Here is a 24,972-nt window from a genome sequence, read left to right as displayed (position 1 = left end):
TTCAATAATGGTGTTGTTTCGCACATTCGGCAACCCCACCTAGTCGCAAAGGTTCCTCCCATGCTGTGGATCGCTATCCGCATGCTCACCGGTGACAAGACCAAATTCTATGGTCTTTTGTTCGGTATCGCCTTCTCTACCCTGCTGATCACCCAACAGCTGACGATATTCGTCAATCTTATCGAGCGTGGCGCCAGCGGCGTGTATAATGAACCAAATGCGCAAGTCTGGGTGATGGACCCGGTCAGCCGCACGACCGACGTAAATTACGCCATGCCTGCCACTGCCTTGGATCAGGTGCGAGCAGTTCCCGGCGTCGAATGGGCAGTTCCGCATCTTCGCTCGGTTGCTTCAGTGCGAACGCGGGAAGGTGACCTTGAACAAGTGGCGATCATCGGCGTGGACGATACTACGCTGATCGGTTTGCCCAAGAGCCTGTTCAAAGGATCGCGAAGTGTTCTTTCAGAACCCGACGCCGTGATTATTGATGATGGCGGCACCATCAACATGTTCGGGGCCGGCTTTGATCCCGTGGACGAGCGGTTGGAGCTCAATGACCAACGCGCGGTCATACTGGGTATGGCCGATACGATCCCGGCCTTCACCAGCACCGCGGTTCTTTATACCAAATATAGTCGGGCGCTGAATTTCGTCCCGGGCACCCGCAACCGCATGAGCTTCGTCCTGGTGGGCATCACCGAAGGCGAGACACCCGAAGCGGTCGCTCAGCGTATCGAGGCCCAGACAGGCCTCAAAGCCGAAACCCGTGAGGAATTTGCCAGAGCGGGTGTCAACTTCATCATTCAGAACACCGGCATCCCTACCAATTTCGGGATCACGGTTATTTTGGGATTCGTGGTGGGTGTAGCGATTGTCGGCCTAACATTCAGCCTGTTCATCCGCGACAATATCAAGCAATTTGGCGCGCTGAAGGCGATCGGTGTGACCAATGCCAAGATCCGGCGGATGGTTGTAGCGCAAGCGTCACTGGTTGGTTTCATTGGCTACGCTTTGGGCGTGCTCGGCACAGTCTGGTTCATGTGGTCCTTCAGCGGAAACCCGTTCTTCAAAGGTTTCTATATTCCCTGGCAAATTCCGTTGATCAGCATGGTAGCGGTCGTGATTATCCTTGCGATCACAGGCTGGCTCAGCCTGCGCAGCGTCCTCAAAACAGAACCAGCGGCGGTGTTCAGATGATGATTGATACCAGAGCCATCGGGGGCTGTGACCCGAATGCCGCGATCTGCGCGCGCAATATCTCGCGCGATTTCCAAACCGGTCAGCAAACGCAACGCGTGTTGCACAATATCGATGTCGATATCGAACCAGGCAAGATGACTTACCTTGTCGGCGAGAGCGGTTCGGGCAAGACCACGCTGATCTCGATCATGTGCGGCATTCTCTATCCGACCGAAGGCGATGTTCGCGTGTTCGGAACTGAGATTTACGATCTGGAGGACACCAAACTCGTCAACTTCAGGCTCGACAATATCGGCTTCATTTTCCAGCAATACAATCTGATCCCATCGATCGATGCCGCATCCAACGCGGCTGTTCCGTTGATTGCACGTGGCGAGGATCGCCATAAAGCGCGTGAAAAAGCGGTCGCGATGCTGGAAAAACTGAACATTGGCGATCAGGCGGGAAAGCTTCCCAACCAGCTCTCTGGCGGGCAACAACAGCGCGTCGCGATTGCCCGTGCGCTTGTGCACGAACCGCGTCTGGTTGTGTGCGATGAACCGACCGCTGCGCTTGATGCCACATCAGGGCGGCGCGTCATGGACTTGCTGCGCGAAGTGGCGGTCTCAGAAGACCGGGCCTGCATCATCGTCACACATGACAACCGAATTTTTGACCTCGCTGACCGCATCCTCGTTCTGGAGGACGGACGCATAACCCATGACGGCACAGAGATGCCGAAGGACCACTGATATGGCTATCCTCCCAGAAAATATCAGCTTCTCTCGGAAGGCGCTTCCAATAATTGCCGTGATTGGCTTGATCATCGCGGTGTTCTTCATCTGGAGCAATCTGCCGGATCGAGACTTGGCCGAGCCGGAAGAAACTCCCCTGAAAGCAAGCGGCGAGCTGGCAGATTCGCCGCGCGTTGCTGGAGCTGGCGTAGTCGAGCCTTCGAGCGAGATCATCGATATCGGCACCGCACTATCGGGACTAGTCACAGACCTGCGCGTGGTGCCGGGTGACTTTGTTGACATGGGCGAGCCTCTTTTCGTGGTAGACCAACGGGCGGCGCGCGCGCGCCTCAGCGAAGCGAATGCCGCCATCGCTGAAGCGCGTGCTGCCATCGCTGAAGCGCAGACCGCGCGCGATACCGCTCAGCAGCAGCTCAACCTTTATACCGCAATCGAAGACCCAGCAGCCGTCAGTCGTACAGAAGTGATCCGCGCAGAGGGCTCGGCTGCATCTGCCGCGTCACGCCTGCAGCTTTCGCAAGCCCGCCTCGCGGCGGCGCAGGCTGCTGCCGGCAGTGCACGCACAGAGCTGGAGCGCCTGACTGTGCGCGCACCGATTGCGGGCGAGATACTGGCAGTCAATATCCGGCCAGGCGAATTCGTTTCGACGATGGGCGGGAACAGCGAACCCTTCATTCGCATGGGCGAAACCCGCCCGCTGCACATCCGCATCGACATTGATGAGGATGAGGCGACACGCGTCGCTCAAGGAAAACCAGCAATTGTTTCGCCAAGAGGCGCCGCCGAACAACGTTTCGAAGCCACTTTTGTAAGAGCAGAGCCACTTGTCGTTCCCAAGAGATCACTTACCAATTCAGCGGCCGAACGGGTTGATGTGCGGGTAATGCAGATGATCTTTGCCCTACCCGCTGAGGCTCGCGAGGTCTTCCGTGTCGGCCAGCAAGTCGATGCCTTCATTCTGGCGGCGGAAGCGAAAGAGCAATGATGCCTCGTTCAACATCCTTCTTGGCTGCTGCTTCGCTTGCGCTTGCGGGCTGCGTTGCAGGTCCACCGCCTGAAATCGCGACCCCGGCACCCGAACTGCCGGAAGAATTCATCTATTCGCCAGAAACAAAAGAAGCGGCCAGCTTGGCGCAGTTGTTACCAACGAATGACCCAGCGTTCGAAACGTTCGCTGAACTCGCGCTTCAAGACGCGCCTAGTCTGGCCGAGGCTATGGCACGCGTTGATGCCGCCCGCGCCAATGCAAGCGGAGCCGGAGCCGCCCGTCTTCCGTCTGTCGGCGCATCTGCATCGGTCACAGCGAACCGAACCAATCCTGCACAATTCGGGGTCGATTTACCCGGTGGTGCGGCGTTTGACACTGAGCGAACATCGTATGCAGGAAACCTGACGGCTAGCTGGGAGATCGATATCTTTGGGCGCCTGAAGGCGAGCGAGCGCGCTGCCCTTGCGCGGCTTGATGCAGCCAGCGCCAACTCGGAAGCTGTTCGAATTACCTTACTCGCCGAGATTGCCGGCGCTGTCATCGACTGGCGAACCAACGATGCACGCACGCGGGCACTGGCGCAGGACCTTTATGCAGCTGAACGGTTGGCTGAACTTGCCACCAAGCGCGAAGAAGCTGGACTGGCCCCGGGCTTCGATCGCGTTCGTGCAGAGGCAGCGGCGAGCCAGTCACGCTCGCGCATCGCTGCGCTGTCGGGCGAAAGAGCACGAATTCTCGGTCGGCTGGTAGCACTGACTGCTCAGTCGCCGCTGACTATTGGCAGCCAGCTTCTCGAAGAACCAGAGGATGATCGGGTGTCGGCAGCCCCGGTTGCGCTTCCTTCGCTTCTGCTGACCCACCGACCCGACGTGCGCGTTGCCGCAGCTGAGCTTGCCGCCGCGGATGCTGACCTTGCCGCTGCGGCAAAATTGCGCTTTCCTCGGCTCACTTTATCGGGTGCGCTGGGCCTGTTGGCCTTCGATTTCAGCAAGCTGTTCGACGACGGTAGCGATGTCTACACAGCCGCAGGTAGTCTGACCGCACCATTGCTCGATTTCGGACGCATCGAAGCGCAAATCGATGGCGCGGCTGCCGGTAAACGCACCGCGTTTGCGGCCTATCGCGGTGCAGTATTCAATGCCTTGGGCGAGACCGAATCTGCCTATGGCGCAGTGACAGGAAGCGATGCTCAAGTGGATTCCGCTGCGCGCGAGAATGCAGAGCTGGAGCGAGCCTATGTTCTGGCAGAGACACGCTATCGCGCAGGTCTCGCCGACTTCCTCACCGTGCTGGAAGCACGCCGTGCTGCCGATGCCAGCGGAGAGCGGCTGGCCATCGCAATTGGACAAGCCAACCGGGCACGCGTCCAACTGTGGCTAGCGCTAGGTGGCGACAGTCATGAAATGACCCGGTCGACCAGCCAGTAAGCGGCAGTGATCCCGATCGCATAGGTCGTAAATTTCAGCGCGGGTGCTTCAGCCTTTGGCACCAGCCGTTGAATGGCTGAACGCAGCAGAAGTACGGCTGCGACAACCATTAGCTGTCCTGCTTCGACGCCCAGATTGAATGCCAGCAACGCCGCCGGGACTTCTCCTTCGGGCAAGCCGATCTCGCGTAAGGCTCCGGCAAAGCCAAATCCGTGCAATAGTCCGAACCCGAAAGCGACAATCCACGGCCAGCGCCGCGTCCACGTCTCGCGGTTTGTTGTCGTCAGCTCAACCGCCAGGAAAACAATCGAGAGCGCAATCAGGGCTTCCACCGGGCCTTGCGGCAATCCTGCATAGCCCAGGGTCGACGCGACCAATGTGATGGAATGCGCCACTGTGAACGCTGTGGCCGCCTTAACAACCGCCCATCCCTTCTGCACGAGCAGCACCAGCGCAATCACGAACAGCAAGTGATCCCAGCCAAACAGAATGTGCTCTGCACCGATGACCAGATAGGTGGTGAACACCTGCCACGCGCCCGGTTGCGCGGAGATGGTGACGGAGGGTTCGCTTGCAGTCAGACGATGGGTTTGCGCAGGCGCATCCAGAGGCAGAACTCGCAGCAAAGCATCGGCTCCGCCCAGCAGCTGCGGCAACGCAAAAGCCTGGCCCGCGATGTCACCGTCACACGCTACGTCAGCATGGCCAATGAAAGCGAGATTGACTGTCCTGACCACTGGCTCACCTTGGAGAGAACAATTCTCTGGAATTCGGGGCAGAATGATTTCGGTTCCGTTGAGCGCCGAAACAGGTTGCTTCCAGTTGAGTGCCCAGACGCCTTTTTCTTGTTCCGCGAATTCGATCGAGAACGGCCGAATTTCGTCTGCCATAGCTGGAAACGCGGCAAAAAATGCCAAAGCCAGAGCGAGAAGTGCTCTCACTTTTTGACCGTCACCTTGTAGGAATCCCGCAATAGCTGGAAAGCCTCTTCCTTGCGGCGGGCGATTGTCTGAGTGCGCCAGTGATCTTCAACATCAGACCGAACATTTTCAAACGGAGGCACTTTGGAAGCGTCACGAACTTTAAGCCGAACCAGGTGCCAGCCCAGCCCCGATCCAACCGGCCCCTGCCAATTTTCACCAGGCTCCAGACCATCCAGATTTTGTGCGAACTGCATCCCGAACCTGTCCGCAAGCTCTTTGCTCGTCATCGCATCAACCGATGGTGGCAGGCTGATCCTTTGGCCAAGTTGAAACGCGACATCAGCCGTCTCGACATAGGTCAGGGCTCGCTCTGCACCCTTTCTGTCCTCGAACCACAGCTGATCCAGCGTGTATCTCACGTCACTCGCGAAGGCTTGCGGGTTGGTATCGTAGTACGCGCGCAATGTCTCTTCCGAAGGCTGGACTGTTTCGGCTTGCGAGCTGGCAAGGATGTCCATCTTCTGCGCCATGCGCCGCCGGACCACGGCATCGCCTTGGTCGAGCCCCAGCCGCAAGGCCTCTCGGTATAGGATCTCGTCGCGCACATACGCCTCTATCTGCGCATCCAGCTCCGCATCGGTCGGCGCACGGTTCATCGTCCGCTCAAATACTAAAGCAATTTGCGCTTGCTGTTCGCGGTCGACTTCGATTGTGCGGCTGGCAGGATCGACATCACCGCCCCGCCACGCCAGCAGCGTAAAGATGACGATGCCGGCTACCAGAAAATGTACGAGAGGCTCGCGCGCCCAGTTTGGTAGCGTCATTGTTGCTCCATAATCGCTGGCGGTGCCGGCTTAAGCCATATCGGAGATGAGTAAGCGCGCTCCTGCGCCACTGCATCCGCCATCGCATCTTCAGGCAACTCGATGCCGAAGCGCACCGCATCGAACAGTGTCCAGCGCGGCGTAGGTATCTCGATCACACGCACGTAGTAGAAGGCGCGCTGCCCCTCGACATAATCCGGATCTGTCCACGCTGTTCGTAGCTCAGCGGCGCCAATATCGTTGGTATAGGTCGCGGTGGCGCGATCAACGGTGTCACCTACTGCCGGGACATTTCCGCCCACTCGAGAGCGCTTGTCCATGTCGCTCCAGGATACGTCATACACGCGTTCTTGCAGCTCGCCTGCGCTATCTACCCAGCCTTTGACGACCTGAACACGGTCAAGGTTCGCGCCGTCGGGGTCCTTAAGAGCCGAGATCAGGAAAGTCGGCGCGTTGCCGCGGTCTTCCAGTTCTCCGCCCATAGGTACGCCGCGAGTATAGCCCGCACGCACCCAATCGCCGTCCCAATCCGCCTCAGAGAAATCAAAGCCACCAAACAGGCGCACCGTCATGCGCGGGCCGGTCGTGGCATAGACCTCGCGCCTTTGAAACGCGTCGAATATCTCTGCGCGGGTATTGCCCCGCGCCCAAGCCGCGGCATAGCCGCCAGCCAGATAATGCCAGCCAAAGCGCCCAATGCGCGTTCCTAGATTCTGGCCCTCGAGGGCGCGATCCTGATAGCTCGGCTCATTGCCGGTATGCTTTCCGTAGAAATTGTCCTCGTCGCCTGTTGCCAGCGAAGTGTGGCTGTCAGTCGAGCCAATCATCCCGAAAGCATAGGGATTTACACCCAATTGTTCTTCGAGCGACAATCCGCGCTTCAAAGCCTCGCGTATGTAATTGCCCGCGAGCATATCGTTGGTGGTTTCGCGGGTCAGTGGCAGATTGCCCAGCTCCCAGCCTTTGACACCAAAGCCCGCCATCTCGTCATTGGGTGACAGGAACGGATGCGCTTCGCTGTCTCCTTTAATCTGGGTAACTTCGACCACCGGCTCCGCCGCTGCACGCTTACGTGCGTACTCAGCCGTTATCGGCCCGCCGCCGGGCATAGTCAGTTCGAACATCAAGCCATTAGAGAGGTTCGAATTATGTGGGATAGCAAGCGCCTGCCCTCCCGTTGCTTGCTCGTAGGCAAGCATATAGTCCCAAAGGCCTTCGATATCCGAATTGATTCCCGGGTAAGGCAGGACTTGCCCAGTCCTGTCCAGCCCGTCACGAAACATCACCACGCGGTGGAGATTGTTTCCGTCTGGCATCAGCGTATATTCGAACCCAGCAAAGGCCGTGAATTTACCCGGCTTATTGTAGCGATCAAGCATTTCCAGGTGCGCGCCCCAGATTTCGGCCGTGGCAGCGTCCTGCTCCTCTGGATTGTTCGTCATCGCCTCCGGAAGGGTTCCGTTAGCAGCAGCAGTGATCAACTCGCCGATCGCGCGCTGTGACTGCTCTGGGCTCTCGTGCATCATGTCATACCAACGCAGCATAGTCTCATCGCCCATGGCAACGACGCCAAGCCGAGGCGCATCGTAGAGCCTGCGTGTCGCACCTAGCCCGTCGGAGTGATCCGAGATGACAAGGAAATCGAGCGGACGTGCGAGTTTGGCCCGCATCCCGGTTGTTGCGGTGACTTCCTGACCGCTGGCGAACATCAGCGCTTCTTCCGGTCCAAGCCGCACACCGAAGCCGAAGGCGTCGATAGAATTGTCTGTGTGCAGGTGGGTATCGCCCCAATATGGTCGATCAGGGAACTCTGCGAGTTCGATCGTTCCTTCGCCGGTGCCTTGCTGATCCGCGTCAACGCCTTGACCGCAAGCAGCCAGTGCGAATGTCACGGCCCCTAATAGAAAATATCGCTTAGCCTGCTTGTGCATGCGTTCTCTCCCACTCCAGTGCAGAGTGTGCGCGCATCAGGGGGAATACGTCAAGAGAGAGGCGGTCACCCCGTGTTTGCCGTAGCGTCAGCCTGTGCTGCGCAGCAACAGGGCAGAGCGTTCACAGCGGCAAACCACTTCGTCCCGCTGATTGTGCATCTCGTGAACAAAAGTCACGATTCCCGCTTCGGGGCGCGACTTGCTCTCCCGCAGCTCCTTCACTTCGCTCGACGCTCGTAAAGTGTCACCGATGAAGACCGGCTTCGGCGTCACTACATTGTTGAAGCCTAGATTGGCGACCAGCGTGCCGAGCGTCGTATCTCCAACCGAAAGCCCCACCAGCAGCGAAAACGTGAAGGTAGAATTGACCAGAATCTGCCCGAATCCGCTCTTCTTGGCGGCTTCAATATCTAAGTGCAGTGGCTGCGGGTTGTGCGTCATGGTCGAGAACAACAGGTTGTCGGTCTCTGTTACAGTCCGGTGGATCTCGTGTTCGATCCGGTCCCCAATCTGCCATTGATCAAAGTACCTGCCCGCCATGACCTCTACCCTTCCCCGTTCCAGCGGGCGACAACGTCTGCACCATCCTCAACACTGTCGCGGATCGTACCGGGAGTGCGGCTAAAGCGTGGAGCCGGCGCGGTGTGCCAGACACCTTCGCGCTGCTCATATGCCCCGCGCGCTTTCATGTGAGGGTGGTTGCGCGCCTCATCAAGCGCCAACACAGGTGCAAAACAAGCGTCGCTTCCTTCCAGAAGTTCGCTCCATTCAGACTGGCTCTTGGTCTTGAACAGCGCCGCAAGTTTATCGGTATACTCATCCCAATTGCGCGGATCCATTTGCCCTTCGCGCAGCTCGGCCGGAGCATCTGCCTTCTCCAGAAGCTCGGCGTAGAACTGGGGTTCAATCGCGCCGACTGAAATTTCCTTCCCGTCAGCACATTCATAACAACGATAGAAATGCGCCGCGCCGCTTAGCATGCCTTGCCCGCGTTTTGTGGTGAGATAGGGCCGAGACCGCACACCGAAAAAGAAGCTCATCAGACTTGTCACACCATCCACAATGGCCGCGTCGACGACTTGGCCTTTGCCCGAGCGTTCTCGCTCATAAAGCGCCGCAAGAATACCAAACGCACAATACATTGATCCCCCGCCAAAATCGCCGACAAGGTTTTGCGGCGGGGTCGCTGTTTCACCGGACTTACCGACAGCAGAAAGCGCACCGGTAATTGCGATGTAATTGATATCGTGACCGGCAGCCTGCGCCATCGGGCCTTCCTGGCCCCAGCCAGTCATACGGGCATAAACCAGTCGCTCATTGATCGAGAGCATCTCTTGGGGGCCCATGCCAAGGCGCTCCATGACGCCCGGGCGAAACCCCTCCAGAAGGACATCGGCATTAGCCACCGCGTCGCGGCAGAATTTCTTGCCTTGCTCTGATTTCACATTGACTGCGACCCGGTGCCGCGCGCGTTCAACCACTGGGTTCATGATCTGACCGCCTTGGCGCTCGATCCTGACAACTTCTGCGCCCAGATCGGCCAGCAACATCGCCACATGGGGGCCAGGCCCGATCCCTACGAACTCAACAACTCTAAGACCGGTTAATGGACCATTTGATCGCGACATACACTACCACTCCTCTCACATAGCTCGCATGCCGCTTCGCAGCTTAAGTGACAAGTGTTTCTCGTCCAGATTGCAGGTTACCAGTTGGTGAAACAGCAGGCCAAGTTTTACCAACATCAACTTTGCAAAATTCGGCCCAAATGACCTCCAACGAATGTTAAAAACTTGTGAAGGTCGATGTATGAGTGAATGGTGCCCAGAAGAAGCACCGCACTGACGATTTAAGCCACTGAATAAATTGTTCAAATTATTGAGGCATATTGAAAAGGCCCGGAAAAAGGCCCGCGACAACACGACAGTTCCAAATTTATTGAAATAACTCAATTATTTAGTATGGGTTGAGTTTGCCCACTGTGTTTTCATTGACCACAAAGCGCAGATAATCCCTCCTGCTCTGCCACCTGAGAATTGGACCATTTTTGGGTAGAGTTTTCTGTCGTAGACATCCTTGGCTGGTCGCGGAGTTACGGCATGAAGGCATCGAAGTTTTCGGACGCGCAGAAGGCGTTCGTGATCAAGCAGGGTGAGGAGGGAACGCCGGTCGCTGAGATCTGCCGCAAGGCAGGGATCAGCCAGGCGACCTACTTCAACTGGAAGAAGAAATACGCTGGGCTGCTGCCATCGGAGATGCGCCGTCTGCGCGAGCTCGAAGACGAGAATGGGAGGTTGAAGAAGATCGTGGCCGATCTCATGCTTGATCGAGAGATGCTGCAGGATGTTCTCAAGCGAAAGCTCTGAGGCCGGTTCGGAAGCGCGAGATTATCGACGCTGTTAGGCGGGACTGGCAGGTAACGATCCGCAGGGCATGCGAAGCCCTGCACTTTGATCGTTCGACCTATCACTACAAGTCCCGCCGCACCGATCCGGCCTTTTTGAAGAAGAGGATCAAGGAGATCTGCGAGATGCATGTCCGCTATGGCTACCGGCGCGTGTATTACATCCTGCGCCGTGACGGATGGCAGGTGAACGTGAAGAAGGTCTACAGGCTTTACAGGGAGTTGGGTCTACAACTGAGGAACAATACGCCCAAGCGACGAGTGAAGGCAAAGCTGCGGGAGGCCAGGGCAATGGCGATTAGACCCAACGATGTGTGGGCGATGGATTTTGTGCATGATCAGCTGGCAACAGGAAGGAAGCTACGTATCCTGACGGTGGTGGATACCTACTCCCGGCTATCGCCCGTGATCGATCCGCGGTTCAGCTATCGGGGCGAGGATGTCGTTGCGACGCTGGATCGTGCCTGTCGGACGATTGGCTACCCCAGGACGATCAGGGTCGACAACGGCAGCCAGTTCATATCTCGGGACATGGATCTGTGGGCTTACCAGCGCGGTGTGATATTGGACTTCTCCCGCCCTGGTAAGCCCACAGATAACGCCTTCATCGAAGCGTTCAACAGCAAGCTGCGGAGCGAATGCCTGAACGCTCACTGGTTCCTGAGCCTCGAAGATGCTTACGAAAAGCTGGAGGTCTGGCGTAGACATTATAACGAAGAGCGACCGCACAGCGCGATCGGGAATATCCCCCGATCTTGCTGGCAAACTCAGCCGGTGAAACCAGCCCACCGGACCTGAGAAAGACGGAAAACTCCAGGCCCGCATGGTCCGGGGTAGGGTAGCAGTGCACAACGCGGTCAGGCTCTAATCCCAGCTGGGGGAAAGCTGGGGGTCACGTCAACCTAGCAAGTCAGCCTGAACATTCTAGATCGAACTCGCACCACCAAAGGACGGGACCAAACAGCTAGGCTTCGTGGACAAAGCTTGACTGGGGACTCGGACCTTGATTCAAGGCTGGCTTTTGGAGGCGGCCTTGGGCGAGCGGATTGGGGTTACGGACGAAGAATGGGAAGTGATCGGGCCGCTCTTGCCGCCTGAACGCGGACGTGGCTGCCGACCGGCACAGGATAACCGCCCCTATTTCGAAGGTATGATGTGGATCGCCCGGACCGGTGCGCAGTGGCGGCATCTGCCGGACGAATATGGCAAATGGAACAGCGTGTTCCGGCGCTACCGGCGATGGGTTACGACCGGCGTGTTCGATGCCATGCTCGAGACGCTGGCCGAGCTGGCGGGGCGGGATACAGCCGCCGACATGATCGATAGCACCGTGGTCCGGGCACATCATTGTGCCGTCGGCATAAAAAGGGGACTCAGCAAAGCGAGGCGCTTGGCCGGTCGCGCGGAGGCTTTACCACCAAGCTCCACGCCCGGTGCGATGCCAGAGGCCTCCCGCTCGGCTTCGTGCTGACGCCCGGCCAGGCCCACGATGTGCAGGGCTTCGCCCCGCTGTTCCGCATGATGAGCGACCGGATCGAGGCATTCCTGGCCGACCGCGGCTACGATACCGATGCCATCCGCGAGGAGATCGAGGCCGCAGGCGTCGAGGCAGTCATCCCCGCCAAGATCAACCGGCGCAAACCCGCTCCGCACGACCGGGCGAAATACAAGTGGCGCAACTTGATCGAGCGGCTGTTCAACAAGCTCAAGAACTGGCGCCGCATCGCCACCCGCTATGATAAAACCAAAGAGTCCTACCTCGGCTTCGTCGCCCTTGCTTCAGTCAAACTATGGATCCCCTTTGTCCACGAAGCCTAACGCAAAAAGTAAAACAGAACGAATAGCAGCAAACCCACCGCGGCCAAATATGGCAGCGCACGGCGCAGCATCACCCCGCCAGCAGCTGCTCCGATATCGAGAGCGTCACTACCCGCGTCCTCACGCGATTGATTAGTTTGCATGGAAGCCGTGCCAGCCGTCTGCACAGCTGCGGCGGTACTGGCTGTGTCTTCCAATATGAGACGCTCCAATCGGGCTGCGAATTCGTTCATCAGCTTCTCGCCGACTTCTTCCATCAAACCGCTGCCGAACTGCGCGGCTTTCCCACTTACCGAATAATCGCTGTTGATATGTATCCTGCAGTTACCTGCATCTTCATCGGTCGCCTTCAGTGTCACCTTGGCCTTCGCACCACCGCCACCCTTGGAGTCTTTTGCAGCACCTTCGACTTTCATTTCATGATTGTCGCTGTCCCGATGCGTAAAATGCAGGTCTCCACGATAAGTCATTTCGACAGGACCTAACTTGACCTTGATCTTTCCCACATAGTCATCGCCTTCTCCCGATTCGATCGACGCGCCGGGCATGCAGGGCGCGACGCGATAGACGTCGAGCAGTACGGGCCATGCGCGCTCCGACGGTACCGGAAGAGCAAAATCATACTTAAAGATCATCTAGTTCTATCTCCTCTGCAGGTCCGTCAAATGGTGCCGAGGCGGTTCTGGCCACCTGTAATGCATCATAGATCCGTTGCGGCGATGCCGGGAAAGCTTCGAGCGATGCGCCAAGCTGGGCCAGCGCATCGTTCACCGCCCCAACAATCGCCGCAGGCGCTGAAATCATTCCGGATTCCCCCATCCCCTTTATGCCTCCAGGCACCAAGTCGGATGGAGTTTCAAGATGGGAAATCTGTATGTCCGGAACATCAGCCGATGTTGGCATGAGATAGTCCATCAGAGTTGTCGTGGTGAGCTGGCCATCTGAATCGTGGACCAGCTCCTCAAGCAGGGTCATCCCGATTGCTTGGGCAATACCGCCCCTGATCTGGCCCTCAACGATCATCGGATTGATCATTTTTCCGCAATCCTCGACAGCAAACATCTCTGTCACTTTCGGGATGCAGGTCTGTAGATCGATTTCGACAATTGCCGCATGCCCGCCATTGGCGAGCACGATGTCCGCCGGATCGAAGGCGGCTGTCGCCTCGAGTGCAGGGTCGAAATCGGATGGATGAGTTGCGTCGGCGAAGTACGCAGCGCCCGCAAGCTCCGACAAAGGCATCCCACGTTCCGGATCGCCAAGTACATGAACCCGGCCATCGGAAATCGAGATATTCTGGGCATCGGTCTGCAGCAAATGTCCCGCAAGCCGGCGAATCTTGACCCTGACCGCCTCGGCAGCGCGACCAATCGTCCCTGCCCCGAACACCGCGCCACGACTGGCCACCGTGCCGAAGCCATATGTATTGCGCGTACTTCCCGCCCAAACTGTCACATCTTCGAGCGGCACGCCAAAGGCGTCTGCGGCGATCTGCGCAAAGGTTGTCAGATGCCCTTGGCCGGCAGCGACGAGCGGCGTGGTGACGGTGATCTTGCCGGTTGGCTCAACCCGTACCGACGCAGTATCATGCGTGGTCACAGGGATATGGAGGAACGAAAGCGCCCTTGTCCCCACGCCGCTCACCTCGTTGAATACGCATAGTCCAAGCCCGAGCAGCTTGCCGCCTCGAAGGGCTTCCTTCTGTCGCTGCCTGAAAGCCGGGTAGTCGACCATCCGTTCGAGTTGATCGAGCGTCTCGAGAAAAGTGCCTTCACGGATTACCAGACCAGCGGGAGTGGTATAGGGATAGTCGGCCTGCTCCACGAGGTTGCGGCGCCTGATTTCGAACGGCGAGATTTCCAGCTTGCGCGCCGCCCGATCGATCAAGGTTTCCCTGGCAATATGCCCTGCCGACCAACCCACTCCGCGATAGGCACCGATCGGACACTTATTGGTCACCAATGAGTGGCTCTCATCGAACAAGGCACCGACCCGATACGGCCCGGTCAAAGTGGACGCCCCAACATGCGATTCGACAAGCTGGGTCCAGGGCAGACAGTTGTAGGCTCCGCCATCGGTAAAGGAGTTGTTGCGCATGGCAAGGATCCTGCCCCGTTCATCCAGCGCAATCTCCATTTTGTTTATCTGATGCTTCGCATGGGTCGCCGCCAACAGGTTATCGCGACGATCTTCAATCCAACGAATTGGCCGCCCCAGTTCAAGCGCAAGCGCGCACACCAGTACTTCCTCTGGATGGACATGCGCTTTCTGGCCAAATCCTCCCCCGACCTGAGGGGTGATCACCTCGATACGATCCTCTGAAAAGGCGAGGTGGATCGAAAGCATCGTCTTGAGAAAGGACGGCATCTGCGTGGCGGCCCAAACGGTCAGTTGTTCGCTTGTCCAATCAAAACTTGCGATGCAACCTCTCGGCTCCATCGGCGCAGCACTTACACGATTGTTTTCGAAACTGCCGGAGACTACGCAGTGGGCATCTGCAAATAACTCCGCCACGTCGTCCTGGCGACGATGGCCTGTATAGACGCAATTCTTTGGAACGTTCTCATTCGCGATGGCATCAGCATCCAGCGCGCCGGCAATATCCGCCACCACGGGAAGTTCCTCGTAGTCGACGTCGATCAATTCGAGCGCGTCTTCCGCAATTGCCTGGTCCGTTGCGACCACGACCGCGACCGCCTCGCCAACAAATCGAACGACGTCATCCGCCAATATCGGCTGGGCCGTGGCGACAAACCCCGGCAGGTCCATGTTCGACATCAGCCCCGGACAACGGGTAAGCATGTCGGCACCAGTCCACACCTTCAGGACCCCGGGCAGGGCGCAAGCGGCTCCAATATCTACGCTGAGGATCCTCGCGTGCGCCAATGGACTTCGGAGTATGGCGATCCGCAACATCTCCGGAAGGTTGAGATCGGCGGTATACCTTGCGCGCCCGCTTAATACGGCGGGATCTTCGCGTCGCAGTACGGAGCGTCCAATCTCGCGCGGGCGAACCTCAGGAACCTCCGATTTACCCATTGCCGACGTCTCCGGTATCCATCGCAGCCGGATCGGTGATCGCGTCGATGATCGATTCGTAACCCGTGCAACGGCACAGATTCCCTGATATCGCCTCACGCGCTTCCTCACGCGTCGGACTGGGTATGTCACGTAGGAGCGCCAGTGCAGTTAGCACGATGCCGGAGGTGCAAAATCCGCATTGGAGGCCATGGTGGCGCTGGAACGACTTTTGCAGGGGATGAAGCTTGCCATCTTCAGCAAGCCCCTCGATTGTTTCGATGTTTCGTCCTTGCGCCTGCACGGCAAGCATCAGGCAGCTGCGCATCGGCATTCCATCGACTAATATTGTGCAGGATCCGCAAACACCAATCTCGCACCCCTGCTTGGTACCGGTGAGACCTAAACTGTCCCTTAGTGCGTCCGAAAAGCTCACTCTAGCTGGAACGCGCATCTCCGTTGGACGCCCGTTCACATTCAGCTCTACAAGCTGGAACTCATCCCGCTCAATCATCGATCCCTCCAGCCCGGGACAGCGCTCGCGCTACCAACTCCTGAACCAGCTTCGTGCGATAGTCACCCTTGGCGTGAACATCACTACGCACTCTGATTCCGTCGAGCGCCATGCTTGCTGCCGCTCGCGCAGTGGCCCGATCGAGCGACTTTCCTAGGAGATAGTCACAAGCTGCATCGGCGCGGACCGGTCTGTCGGAAACTCCTCCGACAACGATCGTCGCGTCAGTGCAGACGGCGCCATTCATTTCCAGACCCACTGCGACCATTGCCAAAGCGAAGTCCCCCGGCCGCCTGGCAACTTCTTCGAAGGCCCAGCTCATCCGGTTGTCTGGAATGACGATATGCGTAAGCAGCTCGCCCTGCCTCACAGCCGTGCTGTAGAAGCCCTCAAAAAACTCGCTGGCAGGCACATCTCTTGTGCCTTGCAACCCTTGGATAACCATCACCGCATCAAGCGCAAGCACGACCAAAGGCATCTCAGCGGCCCCGTCGGCATGCGCAATACTTCCGCCGATAGTGCCCCGATTCCGAATCGCCTGGTGAGCCACATGGCCGAGCGCCTCGAAGAGCAAGGGTGTCCGACGTCGGATCAGGTCAGATCGCGAGTTACGATCATGTGTAACCATTGCCCCGATGCGCAGGCCGTCATCTGTCTCTTCGATGGCCATCAGGTCTTCCAGCGATTGCAGGTCGACCAATAGTCCGGGGGAGGCGACGCGAAGTGCCATCATCGGCAGCAAAGACTGGCCCCCTGCTAGAGGCCGTGAGTCTTCATTGTCGCTGAGAAGTCGAAACGCATCGGCTAGGGTGTTGGGGCGGGCATAGGAAAGGTTAGGAAACTTCATTGATCTTCACCTAGTCACATTGCTGGGCGATGCACCCGCCCCATGCTCAAGTCACGGGAACTTGAAACCGACTGTTACGCCATATGTTGCAGGCTGCCCAGCAAACGCTGCAATCGTGTCGTAATCCGTGAAAATATTGGTTACGTAGTACTTGTCGAACACATTCTTGGCGAACAACATGATACGCCATTGGTCATTGTTGAACGATGCTCCTGCCCGAAGATCGACTAACCCGTATCCATCGATCGTGAAGTTTTCTCCGATTGGCTTCGATGAAGCGAAGTCCGGGGTGACGACCAAGCCTGCATCACCACCAATGTTGGCGATGGCATCGCTCCTGACCGAATATACAACCCCAATGAACGGTTCCGCATCTCCAACTTCCCACTCGTAATCCGCCGAAAGCCTCAGCTGGTATTTCGGGGTGTAGGGAATAAGAGAACCCGAGTAGTCGAAGACGCCCCCTGCGGTATCGCGACCGACAAATTCGGTAATCTTGCTGTCGAGAATGCTACCGGAGAGACCAAAGGTGAGGCCCTCGACAGGTGTGAAAGTCGAGTCGAGCTCAAATCCAATCATTCGGGATTTGGGGATGTTGTCGAGCGCATCGAGCACACCAAAGATCGGATCGACGATTTTTCCGCGTAATTGCTTGTCCCGATAGTCATAGTAGAAGGCAGCGCCGCTGGCATTGAAGCGCCCATCCGGCGAGGCATATTTGAACCCGGCCTCATAAGACAATAGGGATTCCTGCGTTACGGGGAGGAATTGTTCAAATGTCGCGGCCGAGGCGATTGGGAAACTGCCGGCTTTGTAGCCCTTCGCCACATTGACATAGAACAACACTTCCGGTGTCGGCTTGTAGTCCAGACCGGCGCGCCAGGAGATATTGTCTTCTTTGAGCAAATCATTGAACTCGCCCGGCAGATATGTAGCAGGCGTTCCGTCGAGCGTAGTGTTATCAAGCGGCGCACAGCCATCGCCAATGGGCGGCACAGGTACGCCCGTCGGAGTAAAGCCGTCAACTGGCACAAACCCAAGTTGAATGGCGTTTGCCAAGGAGTCGAACACTCCACCGAAACTGCCATCGCCTGGATCGCCGGTGCAGGTCGCAGCCGTCCGGCGCGCATTTGTGTATCTTGCACCTGCCTTAATCGTAAAGTCATCGCCTATGTCGTACTCGCCATTGGCAAAGAGCGCATAATTGCGCATGCGCTGGTCGGTATAGACGTAGGCCCCGGTGTATCCAAATATTGCAGCTGTGCTGATCTGCGAGAAGGTCTGCAATTGATACTCGTAGACATGGCTTTTTTCATAATTCGCGCCAACCACCCAACGGAATGGAGCATATCCGCCATTTGATACGCGCAGCTCTTGATTGAACGATTGGACAAAACCGCGATCGACAATGAAGTCATCGACAAACAATGCGGTTCCATCGGTCTCGAAACCCTGGTCCGGGCGATAGTCGACATACGAAGAAATCGCAGTCACGGTTATCTCGTCGGCAACCTCCCAATTTGTCCGCAGCGAACCCTGCAGCAGGCGATTGTCCGCATGTGGTCGCGTCTTGGGGGTCCATGGCGCATTCTCTCTCGCGATTACCGTCGGAGTCCAGTCCGCCGCACGAGCGGTGAAGGGAGCAAAGGGATAGCTCCGAAGAGCCGGATCGGTGGCCGTTGGCGCCTGCGACAGAAGGGTTTGGTATTGCGGTGCTTGAGGATCGCTCTTGTCCTTCCATCCGTTCAGGTTCAGCTCGAAGTTCAAACGGCTTGTGGGCTCCCAGTCAAGAAGCAGACGCCCCGCGAAATAATTGACCTGCCCAAGCGTATCGTCACGGGTGTAGCTGTATTGCCAATCATCCGCATGCGCCGCAGTTACGGCAAGACGAGCACGTAGCGTTTCGCTTATGGGCCCGCTGACGAAGGCATTGACGTCAAAACGATTGAAACGACCATAGCTCAAGTCGACGCCAGCGGCTAACTCATCGGTCGGCTTGGCAGCAACGAAGTTAATCGCCCCCCCCGTCGAGTTCTGACCGAACAGGGTGCCCTGTGGGCCCTTGAGGATTTCGACTCGCTCAATGTCGAAGTTGGCATGAGTACTCAGCGCAGGAAATGCCAAAGGCACTTGGTCAACATAAACGCTTGTGGTGGGATAGGCAGAAAGTGTCGTCTCGTAGAACCCAACACCACGCAATGTGTATACCGGTGTTTGGGTGGCCGAGGGGGCATAGCTCAAACCAGGCACAGCGTTTGCCAAGTCGCTAAGGCTGACGATTCGCTGCTGCGCAAGGGAATCGCCGCTCATTGCTGTAATCGCAAGCCCGACGTCGTTTATCGATTCTTCGCGCTTGTTGGCCGTAACGATGATCGTGTTGAAGGTAGCCGCCGCCTGATCAGCGGCAGAGTTTTCTTGCGCTTCCTCAGTTTGTGCATCCTCAGTTTCAGCAACTGTCTGTGCACCAGCCTGGCTCGCCAGGCAAAGCGCCACCGAAAACGTTATAGAACCTTTAATTTTACGACTTTGCATTTCAACCTCCCATAATGCGCTTCCAGACGACTGCATTCAAGAATGCATCGCTCTGGCTGCTTCACCCGCTCTGCAAGCTGGCTTGACGATCCACGCTCCCAATATACATGGAATTCTATTTGTCAATCGACATTCTATGCATAATCAACAGAGATTCGATTTAATTTTGCGATGAGATTGCACCCTTCCTGAGTGGTTACGATCATGATTGGTGCGGACTTATGTCTGCAGAGCTTACTCCCTCAAATCGCTCATCAATGTCCGATCTTATCCTCTTGGGACGAAGCCTTCTGGCCGGCGGGCCGCCGTCTGTGGATGAGGCATATGGCCTCTCAAATTTCAGCTTTTATTGAGGTATCGATTTAATTTCGATTGATTATCGCTTGAATCTTTAGCTAGCGTGTGCTCAATATACTGTCGCATTCCGATTCGATTGCCCCAAGGAGGCTAATTCAAATGTCGTCAATTCACGTGGATTTGCTGGGAACAGAGGCCCGCTTCATCGATACAGGCAAATACTGCACAAGGGTGCTGTCTGCGCCGGGAGAAGGAGAGGCGGTTTTTCTGCTCCACGGTGGTGGTGGCCATGCGGAAACCTATTCGCGAAACCTCATGAATCTGTCGAAGGTTTGCCAGCCCTATGCGATCGATTTCATTTGGCACGGCATGTCGTCTCGACCAACCTTCTCTGAGAGTCCGCCAGACAGCGCCGACCACTGGCTTACACAGTTTACGGACCAGCTTCTCAACTTGATGGACCACATGGGTATCGAGAAGGCCGTCGTCGAAGGCGAGTCGCTGGGAGGATGGATTGCATACGACATGGCAATCAATCATCCCGACCGCACATCAAAGGTTATTCTGAATACCACTTGGGGGATGCACCTCGATCCTGAGCATGTGCATGAAGGCGAAAGCGATCTAGACGCGTTGCGCGAAGTGTCGGTGAACGCGTTGCTGAACCCCACTCCTGAAACATTGCGCAAGCGTCTTGAATGGCTGATGCCTCTTGGCGGAGTGACGGATGAACTGGTCGATTTACGCCGCGCGCTCTGGACCATTCCCGAAACGCGCGAAGCATTGCTGACGTACTACGACTACTTGTTCCGCGAAAATATCAGCGAGTTCTACTGGCAGGAGGAGGATATCAGCAAAATCTCCTGCCCAGCGCTCATACTCTGGACCGACAAAAATCCAATCCATGGCGAAGATGCTGCTGATCGTCTCGAAGCGATCATTCCAGGTGCCAAAAAGCACATCATGCGCGGATGCGCGCATTGGCCGCAATGGGAACGTCCGGAAGAACACGACGAAGTAGTTTCCCGGTTCTTGACCGGAGATCTCTGATCTGGGTCATCGAGAGGAAATGAGAGGAATTTTATCATGAACGAAGCAGCTCCAATTCGCCGCCGGACCGTCAGAGTCAACGAGATCAGCAAGGCGCGGATGAATGATGAAAAAACCCAGAGCCAATACCAACCCTATAAGGATGCGGAGTGGGGCTTTGTAAATCATTGGTATCCGGCCTTGTTCAGCGAAGAGCTTCCCGAACAAGCGGTGGAAGGAATCCAAATCTGCGGCATTCCGATCCTGCTAAGGCGGGCTGCAGGGAAGCTCTACGCGATTAAAGACCAATGTATCCATCGTGGTGTACGTATGTCCGCAAAGCCGACATGCTTCGACAACAAGTCGATTGCCTGTTGGTACCATGGATTCAACTACGATCTGGAAACCGGCGAACTCAACAATATCGTCGCCAACCCGGATAGCAAACTGATCGGCAAGACAGGTGTAACCACCTATCCAGTCGAAGAAATTGCAGGAATGATCTTCGTCTTCGTCCGAGAGGATGATTTTCCTGATGAAGATGTCCCGCCCCTCGCCCACGACCTGCCAATCCGGTTTCCCGAGAACAACGAACGTTTCCCCCATCCCCTATGGCCGGATACGCCGAGCATCCTTGATGAGAATGCCGTCGCGCTGGGGCTTCATCGCACAGGCCAATCTAACTGGCGCATCGCGTGCGAGAACGGCTTCGACAACGCTCACATCCTGATCCACAAAGATAACGCGATCGTTCACGCCATGGATTGGGTATTGCCCCTTGGCATTGTTCCCGATCATGAGGAACCGATCACGCTTGTCGAAGATGACGACGGCCCCAAAGGCATGGTGCAATGGCTGTTCACAGACCGTTGGAAACCAATACTCGAAAACCCAGATCTGGGCCTCAAGATCGATGCTGCTCACAGCCGCTATTACCGGACTTCTGTTTTTCTGCCTGGTGTGTTGATGGTCGAAAATTGGCCGGAAGATCACGTGGTCCAATATGAATGGTACGTACCCATCACCGATGACATGTACGAATACTGGGAAGTATTGGTCAAAATCTGTCCAACCGACGAGGAGCGCAAGGCGTTCCAGTACCGCTTCGACAACCTCTACATGCCGCTGTGCATCCATGGCTTCAACGATTCCGACCTTTATGCCCGCGAGGCGATGGAAGAATTCTATACCGACGGGACCGGATGGGACGATGAGCAACTAGTAGAGACGGATATTTCACCGGTAACCTGGCGCAAGGTCTCCTCGCGCTGGAACCGGGGTATCGCCCAGCCGGGCAAGGGCGTTCCCAACGCAACCAAGACATCCAGTATCCGGATGCGGAGGCTCGCCGAAGGAAAGGCCCCGGGCTACAAGGTTGAGAAGATTGAGAATGTCAACACCTACTAGGGTCCTTGTAGAGTTCAGTGACGGCGCCGAAAGCGAAGTCCTCGTAAGGGCGGATCAAAGCGTTCTCGACGCCGCCCTGACAGCTGACGTCCCAATACTGAATCAATGTCAGACTGGAAGCTGTGGCAGCTGCATTGCGCGATTGCTCGACGGAAAAGCTGAGCATCGGAATGGCGCCGCAGGATCGCTGATTCCCGGCGAGCGGGCAGAGGGCTATCGGCTCCTCTGCCTGACCCGACCCGATGGCGAATGCCGTTTCTCGCTTGGCTATGACAGCACTGCTGGCAAGAATAGGCCTGTTGAGGCAAAGTGCTTCGTCAACAAAGTCGATCGCATTGCATGCAATGTCGTTCGGCTGGAGCTTGAATTGGCGGAAGGCTATTGGATGGACTTCAGGCCGGGCCAGTTCATCCAGGTCAAAGTACCAGGAACGGAGGAGTTCCGAAGCTATTCGATGGCGACCACTGCCGCCGATCTGCCACGCATCGAATTGCTCATCCGCATCTTAGATGATGGCGCAATGTCAAAATGGCTGACCAGCATGGCCAAGCCGGATGACGTCATCGAGATTAGCGGGCCCTACGGCCAGTTCTTCCTCAAGGAGAAGGTCCGCGCACCGCATATTATGATTGCAGGCGGCACCGGCCTCGCACCAATGATGTCGATGCTTGATGCGTTGCGGCAGGCACCGGGGCGCAAGCCCCGAACCGTGCTCAGCTTTGGTTGCCAAACCCGCGACGCTCTTTTCGCGCTGGAGCAGCTGGATTTGCGACGACAGTGGATGCCGGCATTGGAGACCCGGATCTGCGTAGACCGGGGGGACGCCGCCGATGGAATCCGTATTGGCAATCCTGTCGAAGCCATCACCTCCAATGACGAACTTTCCCCGGACAGCGTGGCGTACCTGTGTGGTCCGCCGGGGATGATCGCTGCCGCGAGACAGCATCTCGAGGGGCTGGGACTCCCGCCTGAGAGCATCTTCGCGGAACAATTCGTGGCAAGCAACTAGGAGAGGACGCAAAATGGGTGTCAACAGTCTGGGATATGTCTGTCTCAACGTCAGCAAAATGGACGAGTGGTGCAAGTTGCTGGAGCGCGTCTTCGGTATGGAGCCGCGACCGCGCAATGGTTCGACCGCGATCGACTACCGGATGGATAGCCATCACCACCGGCTCAGCCTCTACCCTTCGGCAGCCGATGGCATAGCCGCAGTCGGCTGGGAAGTCTCGAGCGAGGAGCGCCTCGACGAGCTTTCTGTCGCGCTCAAGGAACAGGGGCTGGACGTGGTCGCAGGGTCGCCCGAATTGTGCCGTGAACGAAAAGTCCAGAAGCTATATAGCTATACCTGCCCGGTTACGCAGGCCGATAGCGATATCTACTACGGGCCGCTCGTTACCAATGTCGCCTTCACTCCCACACGGGGTATCTCCGGCTATAAGACCGACCATCAGGGGCTGGGTCATATCGTATTCTGGGTCAAAGATCTTGCCGAGGCCGTTAAGTTCTATGAAAATATCATGGGCTTTGGTGTTTCCGATTATATCGCCTGGGACGTGCATGATGCGGTATTCCTACACTGCAATTCACGCCATCACACGCTCGCGTTGATGCAAGACGGCCCCGGACCTGCAGGTGCGGTGATGCATATCATGCTCGAAGCCAATTCGCTCGACGATGTCGGCTCGGGCTACGATATTGTCCGCGATCTCGGCATTCCAGTCATGCTGGATCCAGGGAAGCACTCCAACGACCACATGCAGAGCTTTTATCTGGAGACTCCTTCCGGATTCTGGATCGAATATGGCTATGGCGGTCGCGAGATCGGCCCCGATTGGGAAATCAAATCCTACGATCAACCTATGCTTTGGGGCCATCGTCCGGTCAGCGCCTAGAACATGCGCGTCGAGCAATGCCTGGCCCGCATCGATCTTCGCGATGCCGAAGTGCGCGGTTGGACTCACCTCGACCGAACGGCCGCATCAGGTCAGGGACCGCTTTCGGGCTCGGTACTCGCGGTCAAGGACGTGATCGACGTCGCCGGGATGCCCACCCGGCACGGCTCGCCAATCTTTGTAGACAACGTCGCCAAATGCGATGCGGAAGCGGTGGCTATCCTCCGGGCAGCAGGCGCAGCGGTCCTGGGCAAGACCGTGACGGCAGAGTTCGCTACCTACGCGCCCGGGCCGACAGGAAACCCTCGCAAACCCGGGCACACGCCCGGCGGCTCCTCGAGCGGATCGGCGGCGGTTGTGGCGGACGGACAAGCCGACATTGCATTAGGCACGCAAACCGCAGGTTCAATGATCCGGCCCGCTAGCTATTGCGGGGTACTTGCGTTCAAGCCGACATTCGGCCGGTATCCGCTGGGCGGAGTGCTGGAAACGGCTCCCTCGCTAGACACACTTGGCTTGTTTGCCCGCAATATTGAACTGCTCGAACATGCCGACGCTGTTCTTGCCCATGATGAGGAACAACCCAGCCCATCCCGGCCGCTTCGCGTCGGATTGTGCCGTACGCCTTTCTGGACCACCGCAAGCGATGAAATGCAAAGCGCTGTTCTGGATTTCGCTGATGCGCTTGCGGGCGCAGGACACGAAATCCGCGAGGTAGACCTTCCACCTCCGTTCTTCGGCCTCAATGACGCGCAAACCATTATCCATCGCTTCGAAGCCGCGCGGGCGCTTGGGCATATTCGCCGGGACAATCCGGACGAGATTAGCGAACAGTTCCGCACGCTGATCGATCAAGGCCTTGCCGATAGCGAAGAAGATTATGCGGCGGCAGTTAGGCTGCGCGACGAGTGTCGCAGTTTTCTGCCTGCGATCTTCTCGTCCGTCGATCTGCTGCTGACCCCTGGCGCACCAGGCGCGGCTCCAGATGGCTTGCATGCAACCGGAGACCCCGTCTTCCAAAGATCGTGGACGGCGGTCGGAGCCCCCTGTTTGGGAATTCCCGGCGCTTGGCGCGCTGACGGACTGCCCTTGGGGCTTCAGGCAGTGGCGATGCCCGGACATGACCGCCGATTGCTCGCCAACGCCAAGACCCTGACCGCATTCGCGACATTTAAGGAGATATGAGC

19 protein-coding genes and 2 pseudogenes are annotated in these 24,972 nt (G+C 57.2%); 11 read left to right on the top strand and 10 right to left on the bottom strand.

Translation table 11 applies throughout. The annotated features are described in order from the left end of the window. Positions 1-60: 60 nt before the first annotated feature. Genes QZ487_RS04095 through QZ487_RS04080 form a run of 4 tightly spaced genes read left to right on the top strand, consistent with a single transcriptional unit; the run spans position 61 to position 4,349 of the window. On the top strand, positions 61-1,197 hold the full coding sequence (locus QZ487_RS04095; protein WP_296023426.1) for an ABC transporter permease: 1,137 nt from the start codon (positions 61-63) through the stop codon (positions 1,195-1,197). After that, positions 1,194-1,931, top strand: coding sequence for an ABC transporter ATP-binding protein (locus QZ487_RS04090; protein ID WP_296023425.1), 738 nt, complete (start codon positions 1,194-1,196; stop codon positions 1,929-1,931). Before QZ487_RS04095 ends, QZ487_RS04090 begins: the two co-directional genes overlap by 4 nt. Position 1,932: 1 nt before the next feature. Further along, positions 1,933-2,919 (top strand): HlyD family secretion protein, encoded by a 987-nt coding sequence (locus tag QZ487_RS04085; RefSeq protein ID WP_296023424.1) that lies wholly within the window; start codon positions 1,933-1,935, stop codon positions 2,917-2,919. Then, a complete protein-coding gene (locus tag QZ487_RS04080; RefSeq protein WP_296023423.1) occupies positions 2,916-4,349 on the top strand; it encodes an efflux transporter outer membrane subunit in 1,434 nt (477 codons plus the stop codon). The genes QZ487_RS04085 and QZ487_RS04080 overlap by 4 nt, the downstream gene beginning before the upstream one ends. On the opposite strand, the gene QZ487_RS04075 is transcribed toward QZ487_RS04080, so the two are convergent. The 5 genes from QZ487_RS04075 to QZ487_RS04055 all read right to left on the bottom strand — a co-directional run bounded on the left by QZ487_RS04075 (position 4,319) and on the right by QZ487_RS04055 (position 9,655). Beyond that, the gene (locus QZ487_RS04075; RefSeq protein ID WP_296023421.1) at positions 4,319-5,239 is read right to left on the bottom strand and encodes a HupE/UreJ family protein; all 921 of its coding nucleotides are present in this window, start codon (positions 5,237-5,239) and stop codon (positions 4,319-4,321) included. The genes QZ487_RS04080 and QZ487_RS04075 overlap by 31 nt on opposite strands. Before the next feature lie 47 nt (positions 5,240-5,286). Continuing rightward, complete coding sequence (locus QZ487_RS04070; protein ID WP_296023420.1) at positions 5,287-6,096, bottom strand: peptidyl-prolyl cis-trans isomerase; 810 nt, start codon at positions 6,094-6,096, stop codon at positions 5,287-5,289. After that, positions 6,093-7,988 carry a DUF3604 domain-containing protein gene (locus QZ487_RS04065; protein WP_296023419.1) on the bottom strand — a complete coding sequence of 632 codons (1,896 nt, stop codon included), beginning with the start codon at positions 7,986-7,988 and terminating at the stop codon, positions 6,093-6,095. Before QZ487_RS04065 ends, QZ487_RS04070 begins: the two co-directional genes overlap by 4 nt. A 126-nt stretch (positions 7,989-8,114) precedes the next feature. Continuing rightward, positions 8,115-8,567: a MaoC family dehydratase gene (locus QZ487_RS04060; protein ID WP_296023417.1), complete on the bottom strand. Its 453-nt coding sequence runs from the start codon at positions 8,565-8,567 to the stop codon at positions 8,115-8,117. Between the two features lie 5 nt (positions 8,568-8,572). Continuing rightward, positions 8,573-9,655, bottom strand: coding sequence for a CaiB/BaiF CoA-transferase family protein (locus QZ487_RS04055; RefSeq protein WP_296023416.1), 1,083 nt, complete (start codon positions 9,653-9,655; stop codon positions 8,573-8,575). Positions 9,656-10,126: 471 nt separating this feature from the next. On the opposite strand from QZ487_RS04055, the pseudogene QZ487_RS04050 reads away from it, so the two are divergent. Then, positions 10,127-11,273 (top strand): annotated as a pseudogene (locus QZ487_RS04050) (IS3 family transposase). A gap of 230 nt (positions 11,274-11,503) precedes the next feature. Next, positions 11,504-12,249: pseudogene (locus QZ487_RS04045) on the top strand (IS5 family transposase). Here the strand turns inward: QZ487_RS04045 and QZ487_RS04040 are convergent. Genes QZ487_RS04040 through QZ487_RS04020 form a run of 5 tightly spaced genes read right to left on the bottom strand, consistent with a single transcriptional unit; the run spans position 12,246 to position 19,160 of the window. Continuing rightward, positions 12,246-12,884 carry an SRPBCC family protein gene (locus QZ487_RS04040; protein WP_296023415.1) on the bottom strand — a complete coding sequence of 213 codons (639 nt, stop codon included), beginning with the start codon at positions 12,882-12,884 and terminating at the stop codon, positions 12,246-12,248. The pseudogene QZ487_RS04045 and the gene QZ487_RS04040 sit on opposite strands and share 4 nt — an antisense overlap. Further along, on the bottom strand, positions 12,874-15,288 hold the full coding sequence (locus tag QZ487_RS04035) for a xanthine dehydrogenase family protein molybdopterin-binding subunit (protein WP_296023414.1): 2,415 nt from the start codon (positions 15,286-15,288) through the stop codon (positions 12,874-12,876). Before QZ487_RS04035 ends, QZ487_RS04040 begins: the two co-directional genes overlap by 11 nt. Further along, positions 15,281-15,781 (bottom strand): (2Fe-2S)-binding protein, encoded by a 501-nt coding sequence (locus tag QZ487_RS04030; protein ID WP_296023412.1) that lies wholly within the window; start codon positions 15,779-15,781, stop codon positions 15,281-15,283. Before QZ487_RS04030 ends, QZ487_RS04035 begins: the two co-directional genes overlap by 8 nt. Further along, positions 15,774-16,628, bottom strand: coding sequence for a xanthine dehydrogenase family protein subunit M (locus QZ487_RS04025; RefSeq protein ID WP_296023411.1), 855 nt, complete (start codon positions 16,626-16,628; stop codon positions 15,774-15,776). Before QZ487_RS04025 ends, QZ487_RS04030 begins: the two co-directional genes overlap by 8 nt. 51 nt (positions 16,629-16,679) lie before the next feature. Further along, complete coding sequence (locus tag QZ487_RS04020; protein WP_296023410.1) at positions 16,680-19,160, bottom strand: TonB-dependent receptor; 2,481 nt, start codon at positions 19,158-19,160, stop codon at positions 16,680-16,682. 471 nt (positions 19,161-19,631) lie between these two features. Between QZ487_RS04020 and QZ487_RS04015 the strand changes: the two genes are divergently transcribed. Genes QZ487_RS04015 through QZ487_RS03995 form a run of 5 tightly spaced genes read left to right on the top strand, consistent with a single transcriptional unit; the run spans position 19,632 to position 24,970 of the window. Beyond that, positions 19,632-20,507, top strand: coding sequence for an alpha/beta hydrolase (locus tag QZ487_RS04015; protein ID WP_296023409.1), 876 nt, complete (start codon positions 19,632-19,634; stop codon positions 20,505-20,507). Between the two features lie 36 nt (positions 20,508-20,543). After that, positions 20,544-21,893, top strand: coding sequence for a Rieske 2Fe-2S domain-containing protein (locus QZ487_RS04010; RefSeq protein ID WP_296023408.1), 1,350 nt, complete (start codon positions 20,544-20,546; stop codon positions 21,891-21,893). After that, a complete protein-coding gene (locus QZ487_RS04005) occupies positions 21,877-22,902 on the top strand; it encodes a 2Fe-2S iron-sulfur cluster binding domain-containing protein (protein WP_296024109.1) in 1,026 nt (341 codons plus the stop codon). The genes QZ487_RS04010 and QZ487_RS04005 overlap by 17 nt, the downstream gene beginning before the upstream one ends. 13 nt (positions 22,903-22,915) lie before the next feature. Further along, positions 22,916-23,785, top strand: coding sequence for a VOC family protein (locus QZ487_RS04000; RefSeq protein WP_296023406.1), 870 nt, complete (start codon positions 22,916-22,918; stop codon positions 23,783-23,785). Positions 23,786-23,788: 3 nt separating this feature from the next. After that, complete coding sequence (locus tag QZ487_RS03995) at positions 23,789-24,970, top strand: amidase (RefSeq protein ID WP_296023405.1); 1,182 nt, start codon at positions 23,789-23,791, stop codon at positions 24,968-24,970. Positions 24,971-24,972: the final 2 nt, after the last annotated feature.

It is taken from the genome of uncultured Altererythrobacter sp. (genome assembly GCF_913057185.1).
GTDB lineage: Bacteria > Pseudomonadota > Alphaproteobacteria > Sphingomonadales > Sphingomonadaceae > Erythrobacter > Erythrobacter rubellus.
The sequence above is the reverse complement of the archived record's forward strand: the minus strand, read 5'-3'. Positions and strand labels throughout refer to the sequence as shown.